Raw genomic sequence first — 23,266 nt, forward strand, 5'->3', positions numbered from 1 at the left:
AGCGTGACGTTGCTGGAGACCATCCGCGGGCCGCGCGGCCTCACGGCGCTGGACAGCGCCGAACTCGATGAACTCGCGGACGAGATCAGGCAGTTCCTCATCCAGGCGGTCGCCAGGACCGGGGGGCACCTGGGACCCAACCTGGGCGTGGTGGAGCTGACCATCGCCCTGCACCGGGTCTTCGGCTCGCCCGCCGACCGCATCCTGTGGGACACCGGCCACCAGAGCTACGTGCACAAGCTCCTCACCGGCCGGCAGGACTTCTCGAAGCTGCGCGGCAAGGGCGGCCTGTCCGGCTACCCCTCCCGCGAGGAGTCCGAGCACGACGTCATCGAGAACAGCCATGCCTCCGCCGTCCTCGGCTGGGCCGACGGTCTCGCCAAGGCCAACCAGCTGCAGGGCCGGGACGACCACGTCGTCGCGGTCATCGGCGACGGCGCCCTCACCGGCGGCATGGCGTGGGAGGCGCTCAACAACATCGCCGCGGCCAAGGACCGCCCCCTGGTCATCGTCGTCAACGACAACGAGCGCTCCTACGCGCCCACCATCGGCGGTCTCGCCAACCACCTCGCGACGCTCCGCACCACCGACGGCTACGAGCGGTTCCTGTCCTGGGGCAAGGACGTCCTGCGGAACACGCCCGTCATCGGGACGCCGCTGTACGGCTCGCTGCACGGCGCGAAGAAGGGCTTCAAGGACTTCATCGCCCCGCAGGGCATGTTCGAGGACCTGGGGCTGAAGTACGTCGGCCCGATCGACGGCCACGACATCGAGGCGGTCGAGTCCGCGCTCCGCCGCGCCAAGCGCTTCCACGGCCCCGTCCTGGTGCACTGCCTCACCGAGAAGGGCCGCGGCTACCAGCCCGCGCTCGACGACGAGGCGGACCGATTCCACGCCGTGGGCGCGATGGACCCGCTCACCTGCGCACCGCTCACACCCGCGGGTGCCCCGTCCTGGACGTCCGTCTTCGGTGACGAGATCGCCGCCATCGGGGCGCGCCGGCCGGACGTCGTGGCGATCACGGCGGCGATGCTGCAGCCGGTCGGCCTGGACAGGTTCGCCAAGGCCTTCCCCGACCGGGTGTACGACGTCGGCATCGCCGAGCAGCACGCCGCGGTCTCCGCCGCCGGGCTCGCCACCGGCGGCCTCCACCCGGTCGTCGCCGTCTACGCCACCTTCCTCAACCGCGCCTTCGACCAGGTCCTCATGGACGTCGCCCTGCACAAGTGCGGCGTGACCTTCGTCCTGGACCGGGCCGGGATCACCGGCACCGACGGCGCCTCCCACAACGGCATGTGGGACATGTCGATCCTCCAGGTCGTGCCCGGCCTGCGGATCGCCGCCCCGCGCGACGCCGACCAGCTCCGGGCGCAGCTGCGCGAGGCCGTCGAGGTCGACGACGCGCCCACCGCCGTCCGCTTCCCCAAGGAGGCGGTCGCGGAGCCGGTTCCCGCCGTCGGGCGCATCGGCGGCATGGACGTGCTGCACCGCCCGGACGGCGCCGTGTCCGACGTGCTGCTGGTGGCCGTCGGCGTCATGGCCCCGGTCTGCCTGCGGGTGGCCGGCCTCCTGGCCGAGCGCGGCATCCCCTGCACCGTGGTCGACCCGCGCTGGGTCAAGCCGGTCGACGAGGCGCTGGCGCCGCTGGCCGCCACCCACCGGCTGGTCGCGGTCGTGGAGGACAACTGCCGCACCGGAGGCGTCGGTTCGGCGGTCGGGCAGGCCCTGCGTGACGCCGGCGTCGACGTACCGCTGCGCACCTTCGGCATCCCGGAGCAGTTCCTGCCGCACGCCAAACGCGGTGAGGTCCTGGCCGACATCGGACTCACCCCCGTCGAGATCGCCGGGCGCATCAGCGCCGTCGCACCGGCCGACGGCGGGCCGGCCCGCAAGGAGAACCAGGCATGAGCAGGAAGTTCGACCTGGCGGCGCTGCTCGCCGACCGCGGCGGCGAGCGCTACGAGCTGCACGCCCGGCACGTCAACCACCAGCTGCCGCGCATGCTCCGCACCATCGGCTTCGACAAGGTCTACGAGCGGGCCCAGGGCGCGTACTTCTACGACGCCGACGGCAACGACTACCTCGACATGCTCGCCGGTTTCGGCGTGATGGGCGTCGGCCGGCACCACCCCGTCGTCCGCAAGGCACTGCACGACGTCCTGGACGCGGAGCTCGCCGACCTCACCCGCTTCGACTGCGCGCCGCTGCCCGGGCTGCTCGCCGAGAGGCTGGTGTCGTACTCGCCGCACCTGGACCGGGTGTTCTTCTCCAACAGCGGTACGGAGGCGGTGGAGACCGCGCTGAAGTTCGCCCGGTGCGCGACCGGAAGACCGAGGATCGTCTACTGCGCGCACGCCTTCCACGGGCTGACCACCGGGTCCCTGTCGGTCAACGGCGAGGACTGCTTCCGGGACGGGTTCGCGCCGCTGCTGCCCGACACCGCGATCCCGCTCGGCGACCTGGCGGCGCTGGAGCGGGAGCTGAAGCGCGGCGACGTGGCCGCCCTCATCGTCGAGCCCATCCAGGGCAAGGGCGTGCACGAGACGCCGCCCGGGTTCCTGCGGGCCGCCCAGGAGCTGCTGCGCCGGCACAAGGCGCTGCTGATCGCCGACGAGGTGCAGACCGGGCTCGGCCGGACCGGCGACTTCTACGCGTACCAGCACGAGGACGGCGTCGAGCCCGACCTGCTCTGCGTGGCCAAGTCACTGTCCGGCGGCTACGTACCGGTCGGCGCCACCGTCGGCAGGGACTGGATCTTCAAGAAGGTGTTCTCCTCGATGGACCGGGTGGTCGTCCACTCGACCAGCTTCGGGTCGAACGCGCAGGCCATGGCGGCCGGGCTGGCCGTGCTGTCCGTGCTGGAGGACGAGGAGGTCGTGGCCAACGCCCGGCGGACCGGCGAGGAGCTCAAGACCCGGCTCGCGGCGCTGGTGGACCGCTACGAGATGCTGCGGGAGGTCCGCGGGCGCGGCCTGATGATCGGCATCGAGTTCGGCCGCCCGTCCTCGCTCGGACTGCGCAGCCGCTGGACGATGCTCCAGGCGGCCCGGAAGGGGCTCTTCGCGCAGATGGTCGTCGTCCCGCTGCTCCAGCGGCACCGCATCCTGACCCAGGTGTCCGGCGACCGGCTCGAAGTGATCAAGCTGATCCCGCCGCTGATCATCGGCGAGCGGGAGGTCACCCGGTTCGTGGAGGGCTTCGAGGACGTCATGGCCGAGGCCCACGCCGGGGGCGGCCTGCTGTGGGACTTCGGCAGAACGCTGATGAAGCAGGCCGTCGCCAACCGCTGATCTTTTGCCTCCGAGGCAAGAAAATTGCCCCGGAGGAAAATTCCTGGCGCAATGGTGGCATGTCCAGCTCCGCCGGGGAACCGTCCCCGGACCTCGTGCCCGAGACACTGCCGGACGTGGCGCCGCAGCTGCGTGAGCTGCGCCGACGCCGCGGCCTCACCCTGGAGGCGGCCGCCCGCCGCGCGGGCCTGTCGCCGGCGCATCTGTCCCGGCTGGAGACCGGGCGCCGCCAGCCGTCCCTGCCGATGCTCCTCGCGCTCGCCCGTATCTACGGTACGACCGTGTCCGAGCTCCTCGGCGAGGCGGCGCCGGAGCGTGACCCGATCGTCCGTGCCGGGCGCCCCGAGCCCGTCGAGGCCGACGGGTGGACCTACCACCAGGCGGGCGGCCCCGGCCGGGCCATGCAGGCCCTGCGCGTCCAGGTGCCGTACGCGAGCCGGGGCGACGACCTCGTCCGCGTCCACCCGGGCGAGGAGTGGCTGTACGTCCTCCAGGGGCGGGTGCGGCTCGTCCTCGGCGACGCGGTGCACGTCCTCGATCCCGGCGACAGCGCCCACTTCGACTCGCTGACCCCGCACCGGATCACCGCGGCCGCGGGCCGCGGGGCCGAGCTGCTCTTCGTCCACACCCTCCTGCAGAGCGCCGCCGCCGACCTGTGCCTCGGCGGCTCCGCACCCCGTCGCTGACCCCGTGCAGAAAGGCCGCCATGTCGTCCCAGGAGTGGAAGTTCCCCCGAGGTCTCGTCGTCCGGCTCTTCGCCTATCTGGTGGCGGGCCACCTCTTCGCGGCGTTCCTGTACCTGCTCTTCGGGCTCGGGGCCGGCTGAGGGCCGGGCCCGGTCAGCCCTCGTCGAGGAGGCGCTCGCGCAGCTTCTCGCGGGTCGCCGCGGTCAGGCCGAGGCCCTCGGCGAGGTACCGGTCGGTCGTGCCCCAGGTCTCCTCGATCGTGGCGAACGCCGCCGACAGGTACGCGAGCCGGGCCTCGAACAGCGGGCTGAGCAGCTCCATCACCTCGGGCGACATACCGGCGGAGGACGTGTCGCTGCGGTGCACCTTGTAGCGCCGGTGCGGTTCGTTGGACTTGAGGTAGTCCTCCTCGATCGCCTCGCGCTCCACGCCGACCGCCAGCAGGGCCACCGCTATCGACAGCCCGGCCCGGTCCTTGCCGGCCGCGCAGTGCAGCAGCGCGGGCACGCTGTCCTCCGCGAGGGCGTGCAGCACCCGGCTGTGCTCGGCGGTGCGGTGCTTGATGATCGTGCGGTACGAGGCGGTCATGCGCGCCGCCGCCTTGCCGTCCGCGAGGATCTCGCGCAGCTGGTCGATGTCGCCGTCGCGGACCATGCGCCAGAACTCGGCGCCGTCGGCCGGGTCGGACAGCGGGATGTTCACGTTCCGCACACCGGGGAGCGCGACGTCGGCGCCTTCCAGCTTCTGGTCGGCGGTGTTGCGGAAATCGAAGATCGTGTGCAGCCCGAGCGAGCTCAGGAACGCCGCGTCCTCGCTCGTCGCGTGCGCCAGGTGCCCGCTGCGGTAGAGCCTGCCGTGCCGGACGCGGCGGCCGTCGACCGTCGGCAGCCCACCCACGTCGCGGAAGTTGCGCACTCCCGACAGTTCGGGCTCGGTCGACGGGACCTGCGGCAGCTGCTGCGTCACGGGGGCTCCTCCGCGTCTCACGCCGGCGCCGGCCGCCGACGATGTCGCGATCCGACGATACGACATAGGTATCCCCGGGCAATGATCCGTGGGCGGCGGACGCTGCGACCGCGGTGCGGGCACCCGCGCGCCGCCGCCGGGCGACCGGTACCGGGCCCGTCCGCTCCCCGGATCCGTCCGGCGGCCCCCGGCACGCGGGGTGACCGCACGCCATGAGGCGCGCGACGGGATGTATGCGTATGACCCGTTTGCTCCTGATCATGACGTACACGCTTTTTGGGTGACATGTTCCGTATCGGCCGCCCGCGGGGCGCCCCCGGGCAGTCCTCAGGTGTCTACCCTGTGCCGCCCTCGGGCCTCTGCCCCGTGCCGCTCCCGCCTCGCCCCGGTCCGGTGCCGGCTCCGTGTGGGTACGAATGCCGGTAAATCGGACAGCGTGTCGCTGTTCTGTCCGGATTCACCATGGTTTGCCTCTCGTGGCACATCCATGAAAGGCGGCTTGTGTCCGTATTGAGCTGTTCGGGATAACGTGCCCCGATAGCAAGGGAGATGGGCCGCGCCACGTGAGCAGCGTCATAAAGGTGACGGTCCGTGGCCGCGCGCCGTTCCCAAATTCCTTGCGGGAAGCGGAAATTCATGATCCGTAATCCACGGAACGTGACCGGCAATTCCGCCCGGCGCCAGGGAAATGAATGGCCCGCGGAAAACAGCGGCTTGTTCGGCCCGGCCCTGCTGTCCTACGGTCACGGCAATCCGGCCGGACCGCCGAATCCTGCCACCGGCCCGGAATTCGCACCCACCCACGCGTGGCAGGAGCGGGGGAACCAGGTAGTACGCCGATCCCGGATGGACGGGACCGGCTCGGGGTGAAGTCGCGTCGACCACGCGGCCGGGCATCTCCAGCCCGAACCCGACAGCTCACCTCGCAGGCGCCGGAGAGGAATTCGCCATGCCCGCGAAGGGTAAGCACCGCCGTCCCAAGTCCAGCCCGATCACGCGTGGTTTCGTCGCTGCCGGAACCGGTGGCGCCGCCATCGCCATCCCGCTGCTCGGCGCCACCGGTGCGCACGCCGCGGAGAGCAGCGCCGCGCCGGCAACCGCTCCGCAGCAGGTCGTCGCCGCCGCGCAGACCGCCAAGGCCGCGCCGCGCACGTACACCGTGGTCGCCGGCGACTACCTCGCCAAGATCGCCCACAACAAGAACGTCAAGGGCGGCTGGCACAAGCTCTACAAGGACAACCGCGAGGTCATCGGTGACGACCCGTCGCTGATCCTCCCGGGCATGAAGCTCACCCTCGGCGCCAAGGGCACGCCGGCGAAGGGCGCCCCGGCCAAGGCCGCCCCGGCGAAGCCGAAGGCCGACGCCGACCGCGGGGAGGCCCGCGCCTCCCGCTCCGTCGTCAAGGCCGAGGCCCCGGCCCCGGCCCCGGCGCCGGCCCCGGCCTCGGCGCCGGAGTCGGCCGCCCCGCAGACCACCGGCTCCGGGTTCACCGCGCCGGTCGACGCAGGCATCACCACTCCCTACCGCGCCTCCGGCTCCATGTGGTCCTCCGGCTACCACACCGGCGTCGACTTCGCGGCGTCCTCCGGCAGCACCGTCAAGGCCGTCGGTCCGGGCAGCGTCGTCTCGGCCGGCTGGAGCGGCGCCTACGGCAACGAGGTCGTCATCAAGCACGACGACGGCAGCTACTCGCAGTACGCCCACCTCTCCTCGCTCTCCGTCTCCGCCGGCCAGAGCGTGAGCGGCGGCCAGCAGATCGGCCTGTCCGGCTCCACGGGCAACTCCACCGGCCCGCACCTGCACTTCGAGATCCGGACCAGCCCCAGCTACGGCTCGGACATCGACCCGATCGCGTACCTGCGCCAGCACGGCGTCTCCATCTGACGCACCGCCGGATTCCTCCGGTCACGACCCCCGCCCGGCACCGCACCCGCGGTGCCGGGCGGCGGTGTATTCCGAGTTGGTCCAATCTTGACCGGTGGCGAATCTCACCCCGCGTCAACCCCTCCTTACGGTCGCGTAGCTCACACCCGGAAGGAAAGATGTGGTGCCGTGGCAGACGATTCGATTTTCAGAGACAGTGACGCATTCGGGTCGTACGTGGCGATCGGTGACAGCTTCACCGAGGGCGTCGGGGACCCCGGGCCCGACGGGAGGTACGTCGGCTGGGCCGACCGCCTCGCGGTGCTGCTCGCCGACCGGCTTCCGGATCCGGACGACTTCCGGTACGCGAACCTCGCCGTACGCGGCCGGCTCCTCGACCAGATCGTCGAGGAGCAGGTGCCGCGGGCCAAGGAACTCGCCCCCGACCTGGTGACCTTCTGCGCGGGGGGCAACGACATCATCCGGCCGGGCAGCGACCCGGACGACGTCGCGGAGCGCTTCGAGCGCGCCGTCGCCGACCTCACCTCGGTGGTCGGCACCGTTCTGGTGACCACGGGCTTCGACACCCGCGGGGTGCCGGTGCTGCGGCATCTGCGCGGCAAGATCGCCACCTACAACGGTCACGTCCGCGCCGTCGCCGACCGGTACGGCTGCCCCGTGCTGGACCTGTGGTCCCTCAGGACCGTGCAGGACAAGCGGGCTTGGGACGCCGACCGCCTGCACCTCTCCGCCGAGGGCCACACCCGCGTCGCCCTCCGGGCCGGCCAGGTGCTGGGCCTGGCAGTGCCCGCGGACCCGGACCAGCCGTGGCCGCCCCTGCCGCCCCGGGGCACGCTCGAGGTGCGCCGCGACGACATCAACTGGGCCCGTGAGTACCTGGTCCCGTGGATCGGGCGCCGACTGCGCGGCGAGTCCTCCGGGGACCACATCTCGGCGAAGCGGCCGGACCTGCTGCCGCTCTGACCCGCGGCGGCGGGTGCGGCTGCGGCGCCGGCCGTGACCGGATGCTCGCGGTGCGCCGGGTGTCGCGTACGGCCCTCCCGCGGCTCGGGCGGCGCCGTCGCCCCGGCCCGGCGCCCCGACCCCGCCCGGAGCTCCCGGTTCGGCACGACGCCTTGCCCGGCACGACGCCTTGCCCGGCACGATGTCGCGGGCGGCACGACTCGCGGGCGGCGGGGCTCCCGGCGCGGCACGGCGTCGCGGGCGGCGGCTCTTCACGCTCGGCGGGGCTTCGCGCCCGGCGGGGCCCGGCTCCGGCGCTGTCGGACCCCCCGCCCATAATGGGAGGACCCGAGTCCCTGGAGGTGCTGTGACCGGCGCTGACTCCACGCATCCGCTCCGCTCCCGGCTGCGCTCGCCGCGGCCCGCCGCCTTCGGCGCGGACCCGACGGGGGCGCGAATGGAGCGCATCCGCCGCTCGCCGCACTTCGCGGACGGGGTGTTCCAGAACCCCGTGAGCGCGCGGCACACACCCTCCGGCTCGGCCGTCGAGTTCGCCCGGACCTACTTCGAGCGGGAGGCGCGCCGGCGTCGCACCCCCGCCGGGACCATCCCCGTCCACCCCACCACGGTCGCGGACCTGGCCCGTCCGCCCGCGTCCGGGCTGCGGCTCACCTGGACCGGACACTCCAGCGTGCTCGCCGAGATCGACGGGCGCCGGGTGCTCTTCGACCCGGTGTGGGGCGAGCGGTGCTCACCCTTCCCCTTCGCCGGGCCCAAGCGGCTGCACCCGGTGCCGCTGCCGATCGCCGCGCTCGGTCCGGTGGACGTGGTCGTGATCTCCCACGACCACTACGACCACCTCGACCTGCCGACCGTCCGGGCCCTGGCCTCCACCGACACCCTCTTCGCGGTGCCGCTCGGGGTCGGCGCCCACCTGGAGCACTGGGGCGTCCCCGCCTCCCGCCTGCGCGAGCTCGACTGGCACGAGTCCACGGAGGTCGGCGGCATACGGCTCACCGCGACGCCGGCCCGCCACTTCTGCGGGCGCGGCCTGCGCAACGGGCAGCACACGCTGTGGGCGTCCTGGGCGGTGGCCGGACCGGAGCACCGCATCTACCACAGCGGCGACACCGGGTACTTCGAGGGCTTCCGGGACATCGGCGCCGAGCACGGCCCGTTCGACGCCACCATGATCCAGATCGGGGCGTACAGCGCGTACTGGCCGGACATCCACATGACCCCGGCCGAGGGCATGCGGGCCCACCTCGACCTCCAGGGCGGCAGCCCCGCCGGGGTGATGCTGCCGATCCACTGGGGCACCTTCAACCTGGCTCCGCACGCCTGGGCCGAGCCAGGGGAGTGGACGAGGTACGAGGCCGAGGAGGCCGGGCAGGCGGTGGCGTTCCCTCGTCCCGGCCAGCCGTTCGAGCCAGGCGGGAAGCTGCCCTCTGACGCCTGGTGGCGCGGGGTGTCCCATCCGATCGCTCACCCGTGGCGCCGGCCCCAGCCGGTCGAGGGTCCTGCCGGGGCACCCAGGCATGATCTCGACCTTGCGGGTGATCGGTGACGGGGAGCGAGGACGAGCGGGCCAGGGGTGTGGCCCTGCTGGTTCGCCCTCGAGTGAGGAGCGTGCCCGTGCGGTAGGTGCTCTGGACGGCCCGCCCCGGCGGGAGCCTGCTGTGGATGCCCAACGGTTCGTGTCCTTGCCGACCGGAGCGGATCGTCCCCGGTTGCCGTCCGAACACGCAACATGGAGGCCTGATCCCGCACCCCGAAGGAGCTTCACCGGTTCGCCGGCGGGGCTCCTTCATCGGCTTACCCGGTTGCAGCTGGATCGTCGAGCCTGTTCAGCGTCCGCTGAAGGTGCCCGACTCGGCGGGGCCGACGGCCGTCGCGGGTGGTGCCGTTGCGGTTGGTCCGACGAGGGTGGCCGCCACGGCCGCCGGTCCGGCGAGGGGTCGGCGCATGGACATCTCCTCGTGAGCGGGGCCTGTGGTGGCGGGGCGTCGGCCGGACCCGGACGGGGTGCCCGTCCGGGCCCGGCCGGTCGGGTCAGGCACAGACGCTGGCGTTGAGCGTGAAGGCCGTGGGAGAGGGAGTCGAGCCGGTATGGGTTCCCTGGACTCCGAAACTCACGGTCGCGCCGGGGGCGATCGTCCGGTTCCAGTCCTTGTTGCGGGCGCTGACGGTGGTACCGCTCTGGGTCACGGTGGCGTTCCACGAGCTCGTGACGCGCTGGCCGACCGGGTAGGTCCAGGCCAGCTGCCATCCGTCCACGGCCGTCGGACCTGTGTTCTTGACGGTGACGTTCGCGGTGAAGCCGGTGCTCCAGACGTTGCTCACCGCATAGGTCACCGCGCAGGAAGCGGTGGGCGGTTCGCCGCCGGCGGAGGTCCGCTCGGCGGCGTAGGCGGCGAGCCAGGCCAGTGGAGCGTTCCAGTTGACCGCCACCTCGTTGGTCGAGTACGAGTCGATGTGGTCGATGTAGCAGGCCGCGGGGGCGCAGCCGCGCAGCCTCTCCTCGGCCACCGGGTCCTGGAGCGCGCTGTTGGGCCCGCCCGCGAGCGAACCTGCGGGCGGGTGGGGCAGCGAGGCGTCCAGCTGGTGTGCCCAGAAGCGGTGATGCTGGTTCTGCGAGGACGTTTCGCCGTGGCCGGTGACGTAGGACAGGCCCAGGGCGTTGCGCCCCAGCAGGTAGTCCATGGTCTCCAGAGCACCGGCGCGATAGCGCGGGTCGCCCGTCAGCTCCCCGGCGACGGCCATGACGATGGCGTCGTTGGCGACCGCACCGTTCGATCCCCAGAAGTAGCCGTCCGCGGGGACGGGCACGGCGTACCCCTGGGCAGCCATCCTGGACAGGTAACCGTCGGCCGCGGCGGTCACCGAGGTGCGGACCCGGGCCGTGTCGGCGGCGGGCAGCCCGTTCGGGACGGTGGCCAGGACGAGCCGGCCGAGGGCGGCGGTGTCCGCCCAGCCGAATCCGTACGGGCTGAAGGCGTCGGCGGAGGTGTGCCAGGACGAGGAGGTGACCGCGTCCCGGTAGGCGCTCTCGCCGGTCGCCGCGTACAGCTCGGCCGCGGCCCAGTAGAACTCGTCGGTGACCCGCGTGTCTCCGTAGGCCCCACCGCCGGTGTTGTCGGAATCCGGTGCGTAGATCGCCGGGCTGGTCCGCGCGGCGCTCCACGCCCGGCGGGCGGCCGACAGACAGCGTTCGGCGTAGGCGGAGTCGTACGGCCGGAAGACCCGGGCGCACTGCGCGGCGGCCGCCGCGAGGTTGAGGGTGGCCGCCGTGGACGGGCGGTGCAGTTCGCGTGGCTGCGGGTCCTGTTCGGGGCGCGTCGGCATGCCGGTCCAGGCGGCGTCATGGATCTTGTGAAATGCCATGCCCGCGTGCGGCTTGCCGTCGGGCACCTGCATCCGCATCAGGAAGTCGAGCTCCCACCGCGCCTCGTCGAGGACGTCGGGTATGCCGTTGCCGCGCTCGGGGACGCGCAGGGTGGAGTCGCCCAGCGCCGCCTCCTTGCCCGCCCGCTCGGCCCTCTCGAAGGAGTTGACGAGCAGCCAGGCGGAGATCCCCCCGTTGACCACGTACTTGCCGTGGTCGCCGGCGTCGTACCAGCCACCCCTGACATCCTGGGTGTAGTCGCACACGGCGGCTTGACAGGGGACGGAGACGTCGCCCTTGTTGGGTGCGACGCCGAGGTGTCCGGCCGGGCGTGCGTAGGCGGAACCGACGAGGGAGGCGTCGATCGCGATGCCGCTGCGCTGGTGGTGGAAGAAGGCCATCGCGTCGGAGCGCAGCGTGTCGTAGAGGTCCAGGCGGATGTCGAAGGGAGCGCTGCTGCTGCCGTCCACGGTCAGGACGTACCCGGTGCCCGCCGCCCGGTACGAGGAGAAGTCCGCCACCTGGACGGACTGTCCGGAGGGGATGTCCGCGCCGCGCGGGACGGTCGAACCGGAGGCGACCAGCGTCCCGGACGCGTTCCGTAACTGCCAGCCGAGTGCCTGCGTGGCCGTGGTGACGACGGTGGCGCGCTTCGGCCCGTCGGGCAGGTAGCCGACCTGGTTGACGCGTACGGCTGTGGTCGCCGCCGTCGTGGCCGAGGCGGTCGGCGCGCTCGTGAGACCGCCGATGAGGAGCGCGGCCGTCAGGAGGGTGGCGGAGAGGCGCGGGGGGCGGCGGAGTGACGAGATCATGGTGGGGGGCATGTGGCGGCTCCTACGGGATGTCGGGGGGCGTCAGCAGGAAGTGGCGGAGGTGGCACGAGCCGGCGGGAGCCGAAAGTTCTCGGCTGAGCCGGTACGGCCGTGCCGGTGGCATGCGGTGGGGCGAAGTCCATGGGAGCGCTCCCAATCGGCGCCGCAGGGGACCGAGGTCGACAGCCGGGGATCTCGGGGCCGAGATTAGTAACGCTCACCGTCACCGTCAACGGTCCCGACATCGGCGGGGAAGGCGGCCGCACGGTCGGTTCTCTCAGTCCGCCGCGCCGACGTGCGCGCCCGTCGTGGTGCCGATCGAGCCGCTCCAGGCGCCGAACCAGCGGGCCATGGGCGTGTTGGCGAGGGAGGCATTGATCGCGGGGACTCGGCGGCCGTCGCCCGGGCTGGCGGCGACCCACTTCTTCGACCTGGAGTCCGGGTCCGTGGAGAACCCGCTGGTCATGGTGGTGCGATCCGCCGCGTGGGCGGACGGGGCGACGACGAGCGCCAACGGCAGTGCGGAGAGTGCTGCCGACGAGGGCGTGGATTTCGCGGCGCTTGGCTGTGCCTCGGTTTTCCTGATTGCGGACGCGTCGCGCGCTCTTGTCCCGAGCGGTGCGACGCACTGAGGAAGTGCGGTGGCAGGAGGTCCCCCCGCGCGGCGGCGCGTGGGGGGAGACACGAGCACCTTTCGGACGCACAGGAACTACTACGGCAACCCCTCCTCCGACTGACCGTGCCGAAGGCGAGGGGAGCCAGGGTGATCGTGGCTCCCCTCCCCGGCGCGAGCGTGCCTGCACCGGGTCAGGTGCGGGTCCAGCGCTGGTTGCTGCCGTTCCAGCAGGAATAGAGCTGGATCAGGGTGCCGTTGGCGGTGCCGCTGGCGGCGGCGTCGAGACACAGGCCTGACTGGACGCCGACGATGGACCCGTCGGAGTTGAGGCGCCACTTCTGGTTGTCGCCGCCCCAACAGCTGTATATCTGGACCTTGGCGCCGTTACCGGTGCCGGCGGCGTCCAGGCACTTGTCGCCGTAGACCCTGAACTCACCCGCGGCCGTGTGGGTCCATTGCTGGTTGGTGCGGTTGTTGCAGTCCCACAGCTGGAGCTGGGTGCCGTCGGTCGTGCCGGCTCCGGGCACGTCCAGGCAACGGCCCGATGCGACTCCCTTGATCGATCCGGTGCCGGGGGAGGGGGCCGGAGGGGGGGAGACGGCGTTGAGCGCATTGAGGACGGCGGTGTAGGCGGGCTTCTTGCTCCCGTCGCCGTTGAACAGCAGCGGCGTGTGCTCCGCTCGCCAGGAGTCGGTGTCGCGTACGCCCCAGACGGTGATGCCGAGGCATCGGGGAACGGCCAGGCAGTCGTTGGTCACGTTGGCGTAGGTCGTGCCCGAGGCGCCCTGGATGTCGAGTTCGGTGATGGCGACGTCGACGCCGAGGGCGGCGAAGTTCTGCAATGTGGTGCGGAAGTTGCTGTTGTAGGGGCTGTCATTGTTGAAGTGCGACTGGAAGCCGACGCAGTCGATGGGCACGCCGCGCTGCTTGAAGTCCCGGACCATGGCGTACACGGCCTGGGTCTTGGCCCAGGTCCAGTTCTCGACGTTGTAGTCGTTGTAGCAGAGCTTGGCGGCCGGGTCGGCGGCGCGTGCGGTGCGGAAGGCGACTTCGATCCAGTCGTTGCCGGTGCGCTGGAGGTTGGAGTCGCGCCGGGCTCCCGAGGTGCCGTCGGCGAAGGCCTCGTTCACGACGTCCCACTGGACGATCTTGCCCTTGTAGTGGGCCATCACGCCGTTGATGTGGTTGGTCATGGCTTGGCGCAACGCGCTGCCGCTGAGGGTCTGCATCCAGGCAGGCTGCTGGGAGTGCCAGGCCAGGGTGTGGCCGCGCACCTGTTTGCCGTTCCGCACCGCCCAGTTGTAGACGCGGTCGGCGGCGGTGAAGTCGAACCTGCCCTGCTGGGGCTCGGTGGCGTCGATCTTCATCTCGTTCTCGGCGGTCACCGAGTTGAACTCGCGGTTCGCGATCGTCGTGTAGGCCGAGTCGCCGAGCCTGCCCGACGCGACGGCGGTGCCGAAGTACCGGCCGCTCTGCGCCGCCGCGCTGCCGAGCGTGCTCTCGGCGGCGTGTGAGGTCGGCGGAGCGACCAGCACGGTGGCGGAGCCGAGAACGCCGACGATCAGCGCCGCGCCAAGGCCGCCGATTCTCCGGCGGACGCTGGACGGGAGAAGAGAGGGTGCACGCATTGCTGGACCTCCAGGAGGAGAATTACTGAATGCTTCGAGCACGGCGGGAGGAATATCCGGCTGCGGCGTCCGCGACCATGGGTGAGGACGCGTGCCGCCAGGACGCAAGGACGCTGAACCGACACCGTGGTGCGGCGGCGAAGAATTCGAGCCGCCTCGGGAATCAGTGTGAAAAGTTTGACCGGAGCATGTCAATAGTTTCGAAAGTGTTTCGAATTTCCCGTACCGAAGGATTATCGATGCGGAAGGAATCCGAAACCCGAGCGTGGCCCCGTGTGCTCGGTGGAGGAAGTGCTCGCGAACGTGCCGCCTGCCGGTATCGCTACCGGCCCGAGGAATTCCGCGGATGTGGATAGGAGAGGTCGAACCGTGTGAATCGGGCGTGGCGGGTGGACGGGCGGCCTTCCGAGGTGGCGTAGAGGCCGACCTGGACGCTGGTGAACAGCGGCTTGAGGAAGGCGGCTTCGACGGTGGCCAGGTCCCTCCAGGCGCCGCCGGGAGCCGCGTAGGTGAAGGTGTGGGTGAAACCGCGGATGCGGACTCCGAGACGCACGGGGCCGGGCGACAGGCCGGCTCGGGCCAGGACGTCGGGCCCGTGGCGGAGGACGAGTCCTTCCGCCGCGCGAAGGAGGAGGAGGTGGGCGTCGTCGTCCAGGACCACGGCGAGGCCGGCCTGTTCGCCCGGTGCGGCGGGGAGGAAGTGCAGCTCGGTGGACACGTCGCAGTCGGGGTGTTCCTGGGGGCGGGCCAGGAGGGACGGGACGGCGCGTTCCCCGAGACGTTCGGGCCGGAGCCTGAGGCGAAGCCCGTCGCCGGTGGTCCAGAACGGCGTGCGAGGGGTGCGCAGGGTGTTCCAGTCGGCGGAGAGGGTGGCGAAGTCGTCGTGGAGAGGGCGGCGGGGGCTCGCGTGCACAACAGGGGAGAAGACCGGCCAGCCGTCGCCCCAGGTGACCCTGCTGAGGAAGGTCTCGCGACCGATGGCGGAGCCTCGGCGGACGCCCAGGAGGACGGCCCGCCACTCGCCGTCCGGGGTCTGGACGAGGTCGGCGTGGCCCGTGCAGGTGACCGGGCCCTCAGCGGGAGGCAGCACAGGGTTGCCGGGCGCACCCTCGTACGGGCCGGTCACGCGGTCGGCGCGGGCGGCCACCACGCTGTGATCCACATCGGTGCCACCCTCCGCGGTGAGCAGGAGGTAGGTCCCATGAATCTTGTAGAGGTGCGGGGCCTCCGCCCACCGGGCGCCCGGCCGGCTTCCCGACCACAGGACGTACTCGGGTCCCGTGAGCCGCCGTTCGCGGGGAAGGTACTCGCGCATCCAGATCTCGGTGCGACCGGCGGCCTCGTCCAGGACGCGGGCGGCGGTGAACCAGGCACGGCCGTCGCCCTCGTCGAAGAACAGTGACGGGTCGAAACCCTCGCCCTCCAGCCACTGCGGCTCCGACCACGGCCCTGCCGGGTCGGTCGCCGTGACGACGAAATGGCCGGGGCCGTCCATCAACGTGCAGACGAGATGGAACACACCGTCCTGGTGCCGGATCGTGGGCGCGAACAAGCCTCGTGAGGGCTCGCATGCGTCGAGGTCGAGCTGGGACGGCCGGTCGAGCGCGGAACCGAGGCGCCGCCAGTTCACGAGATCGCGGCTGTGGAACACGGGAAGGCCCGGGAACCACTCGAAGCTGGACGTCACGAGGTAGTAGTCCGCTCCCACCCGGCACACCGACGGGTCGGGCCGGAAGCCGGGCAGTACGGGCTCGCCGAAGGACGTGCTCACGAGACCGGAACGATCTCGACCGGCACGGACAGCACGCGGTCGCCCGCCGGGTGACGTACGGGGCCGCGCAGAGTGAAGGAGCCCTGGAGCGGGAGATCTCCGCTGGACCGGCCGACCGCCACGCGGATCTCTCCGGGCTCCACTCTTCTGCGCAGGTCGAGCCCGGTGAAGGAGGTCCGGTCGGCGTGGACGGAGAAGGTGACCCGGGCGGCCGCGCCCGGCCGCAGCTCGACCCTGCCGAATCCGGCGAGCCACCTCTCCGGCCGGACGACGGACGCCTCGGGGTCCGAGAGGTACAACTGGACCACCTCCGTTCCGGCCACCTCTCCGACGTTGCGGACGGTGACCGAGACGGCGGCGACACCGTCCGTCGCGGCGACGGGATCCACCGAGAGATCCGAACAGGTGAAGCTGGTCCAGCTCAGCCCGTGCCCGAAGGGGAACAGCGGGGACGGGTCCACCGAGCTCCAGTCGGTGTGCCCGGCGAGCCTGGAGTGCAGGTAGGTGCCGGGCTGGCCGCCGGCGCGGCGGGGGATGGAGACGGGGAGCCGCCCGGCGGGTTCCGCGGCCCCGCTGATGATCCGGGCCAGTGCCGTCCCGCCCTCCTCGCCGGGGAAGAAGGCCTGGATCACGGCCGCCGCGCGTTCGGCCAGCGAGCCGAGCGCGTAAGGCCGGCCGGAGACGACGACCAGGACGGTCGGCACTCCGGAGTCGAGGACGGCGGAGGCGAGGGCGGCCTGGTCGCCGGGCAGGTCGAGGGTCTCGGCGTCGCAGCCTTCTCCTGAGGTGCCCCGGCCGAACATGCCGGCCCGGTCCCCGAGTACCAGCACGTTCACCTCCGGATCGTCTGCGGTGACCGTGAATCCGGCGGCCGTGAGCGCCTCGCCGAGCGTCGGGACCTCCAGCCCGAGATCACCGGGCAGGGCGACGTGGTTGGGGAAGGAGTAGCAGCCGAGAAAGGACCGGGGGTCGTCGGCGTACGGTCCGCTGATCGCGACGCGGCACGGCCGTAGCGGCAGGATGCCGTCGTTGGCGAGCAGCACGGTGGACCGTTCGGCCAGGAGCCTGGCCAGCTCCCGGTTCTCCGGAGGATCGAGGTCGACCGGCTCCGGCTTGACCGGTTCCCAGTCGGGATCGAGCAGGCCGAGTTCGGCCTTCTGCAGCAGGACCCGCTCGGCGGCCCGGTCGATGAGCGCCTCAGGAACGCTTCCTGAACGCACGAGTTCGACGAGCGGCTCGCCGTAGCAGCGGGCGGTGGGCAGCTCGACGTCGATTCCGGCGGTCAACGCCAGCGCGCCTGCCGCGCCGCGCGACCCGGTGACACCGTGCCGGGTCTCCAGGAAGGAGACGGCGTAGTAGTCGGCGACGACGACACCGCCGAAACCGAGCTCGCCCCTGAGAAGGCCGGTCAGCAGACGCTCGTCGGCGGCCGCCGGGACGCCGTCCACGTCGGTGTAGCTGTTCATCACCGACCGTGCGCCCCCCTCGCGCAGCGCCCGTACGAAGGGCTCGACCAGCACGTCGGCGAACTCGCGGGGCCCCGAGGCGACGGGGGCCATGTTCCGACCGCCGCGTGAGGCCGAGTAACCGGCGAAGTGCTTGAGGGTGGCCACGATGCCGGCGCCTTCCAGGCCCTGTACGTAGGCCGTGCCGATCGCCCCGACGAGGTAGGGGTCTTCGCCGATGCACTCCTCTGTCCTGCCCCACCGGTAGTCGCGGACCACGTCGAGTACCGGAGCCAGCCCTTGGTGGACGCCGACCCGCCGCATCCCGGCGCCGATGGCGGCGGCCATCCGGCGCACGAGCCCCGGATCGAAGGACGCGCCCCAGGCCAGCGGTCCGGGGAAGACCGTCGCGCCGAACGTCATGAATCCGGTCAGGCACTCCTCGTGGGCGATCGCAGGGATCCCGAACCGACCGGATCCGGTCACCTGCCGCTGGAGCGAGGCGAGCCGTTCCATCCCGGCTTCCGCGGTGACCGGGGCGGTGCCGTAGACCCGGGTGAGCTGGCCGAGGCCGTGGGCGACGATGTCGTCGAGACCTGGCGCGGGCTCACCGGAATCGTCCTCCATCGGCGCGACGGGGGCCCTCGGATCCGAGGGCAACGCCCAGAAGCCGGCGAGTTGCCCCGCCTTCTCCTCCAGGGTCATCCTTCCCAGCAGATCGGCGACGCGCACCGACACGGGGAGGAGGGGGTCACACCAGGGCTCGTTCAAGGGGCTCTCCTAGAGACGAGGCGGGGCGGTGGAGAGCCGGACCTTGAGTTCGGTCGAGAGCTCCATCCGAGGGCTTACCAGGGGCTGGCCGTCCAGAAGCTGGAACAGTGTGCGGGCGGCGACCCGGCCCATCTCCTCGAGCGGCTGGCGTACCGTCGTCAGTGGCGGTGACAGCCAGTCGCACATCGGCAGGTCGTCGAATCCGACCACGCTGAGGTCCTGGGGGACGCTCAGTCCGCCCTGCCGGGCGGCTTCGTAGACACCCATCGCCTGCTGATCGCTGCCGGCGAAGACGGCGGTCGGCGGCTCGGGGAGGGCGAGCAGCTCCCGGGCGCACCGGAACCCGCCCTCGTGCTGGAAGTCCCCGAACCGGATCAGGTCGCGGTCGACCTCGATCCCGGCCCGCTCCAGGGCGGTCCGGTACCCGTCGATGCGGGCCTGACTGCAGAGCATCTCCCTGCGTCCGCCGATGGTGGCGATCCGGCGGTGCCCCAGCTCCAGCAGGTGCTCGGTGGCCGCGAGGCCGCCGGCCCAGTTGGTCGCTCCGACACTGGGCACGCCGTTGCCCGGCATGTCGATCGGGTCGATGACGACCAGCGCCGCCCCCGTCCGCTCGACCTGGGCACGCTGGGCGCGGGTGACCGAGGCGGTGACGAGAATGACGCCGTCGCTGTGGTGCAGGGCCGGAAGCGCGGACCAACTGGACGGTGTGGCCCCGCCCGGCGGGACGAGGGACACGACGGTGCCGACGCTCCGCTGGGCGCACTCTGCCTCGACGCCGCGCAGTATCTCCACCGCCCAGGCACTGTCCAGACCGCCGATGATCAGGTCGACGAGTCCCGATCTGCGGGCTCTGCCCTGCCGGCCGGGCGGGAGGTAGTTGTGGGCCTGCAGCAGACCCTCGATCCGCTCGCGCGTCGAGGGTGCGACATCGGAGCGGCCGTTGATCACTTTGGACACGGTGGCCTGGGAAACCCCTGCTTCTGCGGCGATGACGGCCAGGGTCGGGCGCTGCTCGCTCAACTTCTCTCCTCTGCGCGGACGCCTTCGGCCGACGATAGGTATCGCAAACTTTCGACGAGTTTCCGGGCGGCCCGACTGGCTTGTCAACCCTGCGAACAGCCACTGTGCGTAAGTGGATTGCCGCGAGGTCTTGACCGGTAGGCGTCACGTTCCTAGTTTGTGGCAGCGCGGAATTCGAGAGTATTTCGAAAAATTTTCGGGCACGAACCGGCATTCCCCACCCCGGAGGTCCCATGGCCAGCACCCTCCCGAGCCGACGAAACTTCCTGGCGCTCTCGGGCTTGACCGCCCTGTCCGTCCCCCTGACCGCGGCCTGCGGAGCCGGCGAATCCGGTGGCACCCCGGCGGACGACGGCAAGGTGTCCTTCGCGTGGTGGAACATCGCGACCACCGAACCCGGCAAGTCCCTCTTCCCGCAGATCTCCGCGGCGTTCACGGCAGCCCACCCGAACGTCGAGATCGACACGACCTCGCTGGAGAACGAGGCGTTCAAGGCCAAGCTGACCGCCACCACCTCGTCGGGCAAGCTGCCCGACGTCTTCCAGACCTGGGGCGGTGGCGTGCTGCGGCAGCAGGTCGACGCGGGACTGGTCGAGGACCTCACCGACCTCCTCGACTGGTCGTCCCAGCTCACCCCGGTCTCACTGCAGGCGTACCAGTTCGACGGTCGGACCTACGGGGTGCCCTACGACATCGGCATGGTCGGCTTCTGGTACAACAAGAAGCTCTTCGCCCAGGCCGGGATCGCCGCCCCGCCGACCACCTGGGCCGAACTCCTCGAAGACGTCAGGAAGCTCAAGGCGGCCGGCACCACCCCGATCGCCCTCGCGGGCAAGGAGAAATGGCCGGGCCACTACTACTGGGCCTACCTCGCGATGCGCGTCGCAGGGCTCCCCGCGCTGCAGCAGGCCGCGACAACCAAGGACTTCACCGGCGCCGGTTTCGTCCAGGCAGGCGCCCACCTCAAGGAGCTGGTCGACCTCCAGCCGTTCCAGACGGCCTTCCTGGGGGCCGGCTACGCCACGCCCGGAGGGCAGGCCGCGACCATGGGCAACGGCAAGGCCGCCATGGAGTTGATGGGGCAGTGGGGGCCCTCGGTGCAGCAGGACGCGGGCGCCGACCTCGGAGCGGACCTGGGCTTTTTCCCCTTCCCGACGGTCGACGGCGGTGTCGGCCAGGCCACCGAGGTGCTCGGCGGTGGTGGTGGCTTCGCGCTGCGCAAGGGTGCCCCCAAGGAGGCGCTGGACTTCCTGAGGTTCTTCGTCCTGGAGAACGAGTCCGAACTGCTGGCCTCCAACGGCTACCTGCCGGTGGTCAAGGGAGCGGAGAGCCGGCTCACCGACGCCAACAGGAAGGCAGTGGCCGACAGCCTCGTCAAGGCGACGGGCTTCCAGCTCTTCCTCGACCAGGCCTATCCGCCGGCGGTCGGCCAGGAGGTCAACGACAGCGTCGCCGACCTCATCGCGGGCAAGAAGACGCCCGAGCAGGTCACCGCCTCGATCACCGAGGCTGCGAAGAGTGCCTAGCACCCTGTCCACCCCGACGAAGGAGCGGACGGATGAGGCCGCGCCGGCGTACCCGCCCGTCCGGGCCCGGTCGCGCCTGCGCGGGTGGGGAGACTGGGTGTCGGTCGCCTGGTTCCTCGTCCCGGCCCTCGTCCTCTTTCTCGTCTTCGTCCTCGCCCCGATCGTCGTCGCCGCCTTCACCGGCTTCTTCAGGTGGGGCGGGATCGGCCCCATGGACGACTTCGTCGGCTTCGCGAACTACACCAGGCTCTTCGAGGACCAGGTCTTCCTCGGCGATCTGGGGCGCGGGCTGTACCTGATCGTCCTGTCGATCACGGTCCAGCTGCCGTTCGCCCTGTTCACCGCGGTCCTGCTGAACCAGAGGCTCCGCGGCCGGGCCGTCTACCGGATGCTCTTCTTCGCGCCGTACATCCTGTCCGAGGTGGTCACGGCGGTCCTCTTCGCGATGATCTTCCTGCCCGGCTCCGGCATGGCCGACCAGCTCGCCGGCCTCCTGGGGCTGGAGGGATTGCAGGGCAAGTGGCTCGCCGACCCGTCGACGGTGATGCCGACCCTCTTCGTGGTCATGATCTGGAAGTACTTCGGCTTCCACATGATGCTCTTCCTCGCCGGGCTGCAGAGCATCCCGGCCGAGATCCTCGAGGCCGCCTCCATCGACGGCGCCGGCGCCTGGCAGCGCTTCCGGCACGTGACGCTGCCGCTGCTCGGCCCGACGATCAGGATCAGCGTCTTCCTGTCGGTCATCGGGTCGATCCAGCTCTTCGACCTGGTCTGGGTCATGACCGCGGGCGGCCCCAACCACTCCTCCGAGACGATGGCGATCGCGATGTTCCAGTTCGGGTTCAAGCGGTACCAGGTCGGCTACGCCAGTGCGATCAGCGTGATCCTGTTCCTGATCAGTCTCGTCTTCTCCCTCTTCTACCAGCGTTACGTGCTCCGCCGTGACCTGAGCGGGGCCGTCACCACGGGGGGCGGCCGGTGAGCGTCCCGACGAGAGCACGCGGCTTTTCGCTGCACGCCGTGGTCTGGTTGATCTCCGCGTTCGTCGTCGTGCCGCTGATCTACGCGGTGGTCTCCGGGTTCAAGAGCACCGGCGAACTCACGACCAACCCGTTCGGGCTGCCCGAGCGGTGGAGGATCGGCAACTACGCCGGCATTCTCGGCGACAGCATGTTCTGGCGGCAGATGGCCAACAGCGCGGGCATCGCGATCGCCACGACCTGCTGCACGGTTGCGGCCTCCGCGATGGCGGCATTCGTGCTGGCCCGCTACGCCTTCCGCGGCAGGGAGCTGTTCTACACGCTGTTCACGATCGGGTTGATGTTCCCGTTCACGGTGGCCGTCCTGCCGCTCTTCGTCATGCTTCGCACGTTCGGGCTGCTCGACAACCCGCTCGGGGTGATCCTCCCGCAGGCGGCCTTCGGGCTCCCCATGGCGATCGTCATTCTGCGCGGTTTCTTCCGGACTGTCCCGGCGGAGATCGAGGAGGCCGCCACCATGGACGGCTGCGGCAAGTTCTGCTTCTTCTGGAAGATCCTGCTGCCGATGGCGCGTCCGGCGCTCGGCACCGTCTCGGTGCTGGCGGTCGTCGCGAGCTGGAACAACTTCTTCCTGCCGCTGCTGGTGTTCAACGATCCGAAATGGCAGACGATCCCGGTCGGCGTCCAGCAGTTCCAGGGCCAGTACGCGACCGACTACGCGCTCGTCCTCGCCTACATCGTGCTCGCCATGCTCCCCGCCCTCGCCTTCTACGCCGTCGCCGAACGGCAGCTGATCGGCGGCCTCACTGCGGGCGCCACCAAGGGCTGACCCGCCCAGCGTGACCTCAACCCCCGAGGAGATCCCGTGAAACGCCTGACTGCCTCGTGCTGTCAGCGATCCCATCGCGAGCCGCCGCCGACCCGATACGGTCCCCGGCCGGCTCCGCGCGCGCCGGCAACGACTTCCGTGCCCGACTCAGCCCATCGACGGATTCGGCCGTGTACGACGGGGAGGCCGCCGACGGGCTGTGCGGCGTCACCCCCCACACGCACCTCGTCTGCTCCGAGGCGTACGTCGTCATCGGCGGCCGGGGCAGCCTCCAGACCCTCACCACCTCCGGATTCGCCGACACGCCACTGCGCCCTGGGGACGTCGTCAGGTTCACTCCGGGAACGATCCACCGTCTCGTCCACGCCGGTGGACTGCGCCTCGTGTGCTCACGCAGAACAGCGGACTCCCCGAGGTGGGTGACGCCGTCATCACCTCCCCCTCTGCCGTACTGGCCGATCCCGACCCCTACCGGGCGGCGGCCGGCCTGACCGGCGAAGCTGCCCCGGCGGCGCGCCGCCGTCGCCCGGCACGCGAAGGATTCCTGGCTCTGCGCGCAGGCGGGCGGCGGGAGTTCCCACCACGGCCCACCGACTGAAGCGCGATCTCCTTGACGCCTGGCGGATCCGCCGGCGGGACGGCCCGCCGGCGACCTTCGCGACCGGCTGCCACTGGCGGCGCCGAAGAAGGCCCTCGGACCCCCACCTCGAT

General features: G+C 71.2%; 16 protein-coding genes, 1 pseudogene and 1 riboswitch. Of the genes and pseudogenes, 10 read left to right on the plus strand and 7 right to left on the minus strand.

Annotated elements, in window-relative coordinates; genetic code table 11:
• The first annotated feature begins 3 nt into the window (after positions 1 to 3).
• The 4 genes from dxs to ACIA79_RS14770 are packed head-to-tail and all read left to right on the plus strand — an operon-like array spanning position 4 to position 4,116.
• Entirely contained in the window at positions 4 to 1,908 is a 1,905-nt protein-coding gene (gene dxs / locus ACIA79_RS14755; protein WP_399428610.1) for a 1-deoxy-D-xylulose-5-phosphate synthase, read from the plus strand.
• Positions 1,905 to 3,290: an aspartate aminotransferase family protein gene (locus ACIA79_RS14760; protein ID WP_399428611.1), complete on the plus strand. Its 1,386-nt coding sequence runs from the start codon at positions 1,905 to 1,907 to the stop codon at positions 3,288 to 3,290. The genes dxs and ACIA79_RS14760 overlap by 4 nt, the downstream gene beginning before the upstream one ends.
• A 59-nt stretch (positions 3,291 to 3,349) precedes the next feature.
• Positions 3,350 to 3,976: a helix-turn-helix domain-containing protein gene (locus ACIA79_RS14765; RefSeq protein ID WP_399428612.1), complete on the plus strand. Its 627-nt coding sequence runs from the start codon at positions 3,350 to 3,352 to the stop codon at positions 3,974 to 3,976.
• Between the two features lie 20 nt (positions 3,977 to 3,996).
• Positions 3,997 to 4,116 (plus strand): DUF6126 family protein, encoded by a 120-nt coding sequence (locus ACIA79_RS14770; protein ID WP_399428613.1) that lies wholly within the window; start codon positions 3,997 to 3,999, stop codon positions 4,114 to 4,116.
• A gap of 13 nt (positions 4,117 to 4,129) precedes the next feature.
• On the opposite strand, the gene ACIA79_RS14775 is transcribed toward ACIA79_RS14770, so the two are convergent.
• Complete coding sequence (locus ACIA79_RS14775; protein WP_399428614.1) at positions 4,130 to 4,942, minus strand: tyrosine-protein phosphatase; 813 nt, start codon at positions 4,940 to 4,942, stop codon at positions 4,130 to 4,132.
• A gap of 787 nt (positions 4,943 to 5,729) precedes the next feature.
• A riboswitch (cyclic di-AMP (ydaO/yuaA leader) is annotated at positions 5,730 to 5,887 on the plus strand.
• A 4-nt stretch (positions 5,888 to 5,891) separates the two neighbouring features.
• On the opposite strand from ACIA79_RS14775, the gene ACIA79_RS14780 reads away from it, so the two are divergent.
• The 3 genes from ACIA79_RS14780 to ACIA79_RS14790 all read left to right on the plus strand — a co-directional run bounded on the left by ACIA79_RS14780 (position 5,892) and on the right by ACIA79_RS14790 (position 9,336).
• A complete protein-coding gene (locus ACIA79_RS14780) occupies positions 5,892 to 6,827 on the plus strand; it encodes a peptidoglycan DD-metalloendopeptidase family protein (RefSeq protein WP_399428615.1) in 936 nt (311 codons plus the stop codon).
• Between the two features lie 168 nt (positions 6,828 to 6,995).
• Positions 6,996 to 7,790 carry an SGNH/GDSL hydrolase family protein gene (locus ACIA79_RS14785; RefSeq protein WP_399428616.1) on the plus strand — a complete coding sequence of 265 codons (795 nt, stop codon included), beginning with the start codon at positions 6,996 to 6,998 and terminating at the stop codon, positions 7,788 to 7,790.
• Positions 7,791 to 8,136: 346 nt separating this feature from the next.
• Positions 8,137 to 9,336, plus strand: a complete 1,200-nt coding sequence (locus ACIA79_RS14790; RefSeq protein ID WP_399428617.1) for an MBL fold metallo-hydrolase — start codon at positions 8,137 to 8,139, stop codon at positions 9,334 to 9,336.
• A 485-nt stretch (positions 9,337 to 9,821) separates the two neighbouring features.
• On the opposite strand, the gene ACIA79_RS14795 is transcribed toward ACIA79_RS14790, so the two are convergent.
• The 6 genes and pseudogenes from ACIA79_RS14795 to ACIA79_RS14820 form a co-directional block, all read right to left on the minus strand.
• Positions 9,822 to 11,978 (minus strand): glycoside hydrolase family 9 protein, encoded by a 2,157-nt coding sequence (locus ACIA79_RS14795; RefSeq protein ID WP_399428618.1) that lies wholly within the window; start codon positions 11,976 to 11,978, stop codon positions 9,822 to 9,824.
• A 268-nt stretch (positions 11,979 to 12,246) separates the two neighbouring features.
• Positions 12,247 to 12,517: pseudogene (locus tag ACIA79_RS14800) on the minus strand (endoglucanase); the annotation flags it as partial.
• A gap of 256 nt (positions 12,518 to 12,773) precedes the next feature.
• Positions 12,774 to 14,210 carry an endo-1,4-beta-xylanase gene (locus ACIA79_RS14805; protein WP_399428619.1) on the minus strand — a complete coding sequence of 479 codons (1,437 nt, stop codon included), beginning with the start codon at positions 14,208 to 14,210 and terminating at the stop codon, positions 12,774 to 12,776.
• Between the two features lie 322 nt (positions 14,211 to 14,532).
• A complete protein-coding gene (locus ACIA79_RS14810; protein ID WP_399428620.1) occupies positions 14,533 to 15,981 on the minus strand; it encodes a family 43 glycosylhydrolase in 1,449 nt (482 codons plus the stop codon).
• Positions 15,978 to 18,197: a glycoside hydrolase family 3 N-terminal domain-containing protein gene (locus ACIA79_RS14815; protein ID WP_399428621.1), complete on the minus strand. Its 2,220-nt coding sequence runs from the start codon at positions 18,195 to 18,197 to the stop codon at positions 15,978 to 15,980. The genes ACIA79_RS14810 and ACIA79_RS14815 overlap by 4 nt, the downstream gene beginning before the upstream one ends.
• Positions 18,198 to 18,206: 9 nt before the next feature.
• Entirely contained in the window at positions 18,207 to 19,220 is a 1,014-nt protein-coding gene (locus ACIA79_RS14820; RefSeq protein WP_399428622.1) for a LacI family DNA-binding transcriptional regulator, read from the minus strand.
• 233 nt (positions 19,221 to 19,453) lie between these two features.
• On the opposite strand from ACIA79_RS14820, the gene ACIA79_RS14825 reads away from it, so the two are divergent.
• From ACIA79_RS14825 to ACIA79_RS14835, 3 genes are read left to right on the plus strand one after another with little or no spacing between them, the layout of a single operon-like run.
• On the plus strand, positions 19,454 to 20,746 hold the full coding sequence (locus ACIA79_RS14825) for an extracellular solute-binding protein (RefSeq protein ID WP_399428623.1): 1,293 nt from the start codon (positions 19,454 to 19,456) through the stop codon (positions 20,744 to 20,746).
• The gene (locus ACIA79_RS14830) at positions 20,739 to 21,728 is read left to right on the plus strand and encodes a carbohydrate ABC transporter permease (protein WP_399428624.1); all 990 of its coding nucleotides are present in this window, start codon (positions 20,739 to 20,741) and stop codon (positions 21,726 to 21,728) included. The genes ACIA79_RS14825 and ACIA79_RS14830 overlap by 8 nt, the downstream gene beginning before the upstream one ends.
• Before the next feature lie 38 nt (positions 21,729 to 21,766).
• Positions 21,767 to 22,555 (plus strand): carbohydrate ABC transporter permease, encoded by a 789-nt coding sequence (locus ACIA79_RS14835; RefSeq protein ID WP_399428625.1) that lies wholly within the window; start codon positions 21,767 to 21,769, stop codon positions 22,553 to 22,555.
• The last annotated feature ends 711 nt before the right edge of the window (positions 22,556 to 23,266 follow it).

The organism is Streptomyces sp. NPDC051310 (assembly GCF_044455245.1).
Classification (GTDB): domain Bacteria; phylum Actinomycetota; class Actinomycetes; order Streptomycetales; family Streptomycetaceae; genus Streptomyces.

Bases quoted from the DNA above. Each gene is read 5' to 3' on its own strand.
- ACIA79_RS14760 (WP_399428611.1), top strand. From the start codon at position 1,905: ATGAGCAGGAAGTTCGACCTGGCGGCGCTGCTCGCCGACCGCGGCGGC.
- ACIA79_RS14765 (WP_399428612.1), top strand. From the start codon at position 3,350: ATGTCCAGCTCCGCCGGGGAACCGTCCCCGGACCTCGTGCCCGAGACA.
- ACIA79_RS14770 (WP_399428613.1), top strand. From the start codon at position 3,997: ATGTCGTCCCAGGAGTGGAAGTTCCCCCGAGGTCTCGTCGTCCGGCTC.
- ACIA79_RS14780 (WP_399428615.1), top strand. From the start codon at position 5,892: ATGCCCGCGAAGGGTAAGCACCGCCGTCCCAAGTCCAGCCCGATCACG.
- ACIA79_RS14795 (WP_399428618.1), bottom strand. From the start codon at position 11,978: ATGCCCCCCACCATGATCTCGTCACTCCGCCGCCCCCCGCGCCTCTCC.
- ACIA79_RS14805 (WP_399428619.1), bottom strand. From the start codon at position 14,210: ATGCGTGCACCCTCTCTTCTCCCGTCCAGCGTCCGCCGGAGAATCGGC.
- ACIA79_RS14825 (WP_399428623.1), top strand. From the start codon at position 19,454: ATGGCCAGCACCCTCCCGAGCCGACGAAACTTCCTGGCGCTCTCGGGC.